Origin of the sequence: Pseudomonas sp. GL93, from assembly GCF_003408955.1 — a bacterium.
GTDB lineage: Bacteria > Pseudomonadota > Gammaproteobacteria > Pseudomonadales > Pseudomonadaceae > Aquipseudomonas > Aquipseudomonas paracarnis.
Genome location: NZ_NKRF01000030.1, coordinates 1 through 1314 on the forward strand (window position 1 = coordinate 1; position 1314 = coordinate 1314).

1 protein-coding gene is annotated in these 1314 nt (G+C 54.9%); it reads left to right on the forward strand.

Annotation, left to right across the window (positions count from 1 at the left end; genetic code table 11):
* The first annotated feature begins 53 nt into the window (after positions 1-53).
* Positions 54-1276 (forward strand): IS3 family transposase gene (locus CER19_RS05770; protein WP_165861603.1). Its coding sequence is split into 2 segments (ribosomal slippage): positions 54-405 and positions 405-1276, totalling 1224 coding nucleotides; the frame shifts between segments, so codons are not numbered across the junction.
* Positions 1277-1314: the final 38 nt, after the last annotated feature.

Consider the following 1314-nt stretch of genomic DNA (forward strand, 5'->3'; position numbering starts at 1 on the left):
TGTCCCGTCCTGAATAAGGTTTACGCCTTCTGACCTATCTTCAGGAGGAGTCAATGGATTCAGGCAAAAGGCGGAGCCAGCGTGACTACACGCTAGCCTTTAAATTATCGGTCGTAGACCAGGTCGAAAAGGGCGAGTTGAGTTATAAAGAGGCTCAACGGCGCTACGGCATTCAGGGCCGGTCCACGGTACTGGTCTGGCTACGCAAGCACGGCCGGCAGGACTGGAGTCAAGGCGCCTCAATTCGAGAGCCGAGGAGCAGGTCCATGACCGAGCCAACCCTCCCGCTGACCCCCGAGCAGCGGATCAAAGAGCTTGAAGAACAGCTGGCGCTAAGTAATCAGAAAGCGCAATTCTTCGAAGCCGTTGTGAATGTTCTGAAGAAGGACTACGGTGTTTCCGTCGTAAAAAAGCGACCCGGCAAGTCCTCTCGCAAGGGCAAATCCAAGGCCTGAGCGTCACCAGGGCTTGCCTGTTCATGGGCATTTCGCGCCAAGCGTATTACCAACGCAATCGGGCTTTCGACGAGAGGGCTCGTCAAGATCAAGAAGTCATGGACTATGTTCTTGAAAAGCGCCGCCGCCAACCACGGATAGGCACGCGCAAGCTGCATTACCTGATGAGCGTCGAAGTTGGCGCATCAGTGCGGGTCGGCAGAGACCGCCTGTTTAGCATCCTGCGCAACGCTCGAGAACTGGTTGTGCGCAAACGGGCTTACCACAAAACGACAGACAGCCATCACCGTTTTCGACGCCATCCTAACCTGCTCAAAGCGGGTCAGGACCAGATTGTGGCCAATAGGCCAGAGCAGGTCTGGGTTGCAGATATAACCTACCTGCCGACACGGGAAAGCGTGGTTTATGTGAGCCTGGTGACAGACGCCTACTCGCGCAAGATCGTAGGCCATCATGTGCATGAGAGCTTGCATACCGAGTCGGTGATCAAGGCGATGGAAAAGGCAGTTGGCGAACGCCGAAGCACGCTGCCACTGATCCATCACTCAGACCGCGGCGCCCAATACTGCTCTGAGCGTTATCAACGTTTGCACGCTAGTCATGGCATCAGATGCTCAATGACCGACGGCTATGACTGCTACCAGAATGCTCTGGCGGAGAGGATAAACGGCATTTTGAAGACCGAGTTCCTGCTGTATCGCCCTAAAAATCTGGCGGACGCAGTGAAAATGGTGGATGAGTCGGTGCTGATCTACAACGGGGAACGGCCACACCTGTCCCTGAAATACAAAACGCCCGATGCGGTGCATCGGGCGTTTTGAGACTGAAACAGGGTGTAAACCTATTTCAGGACTGGACA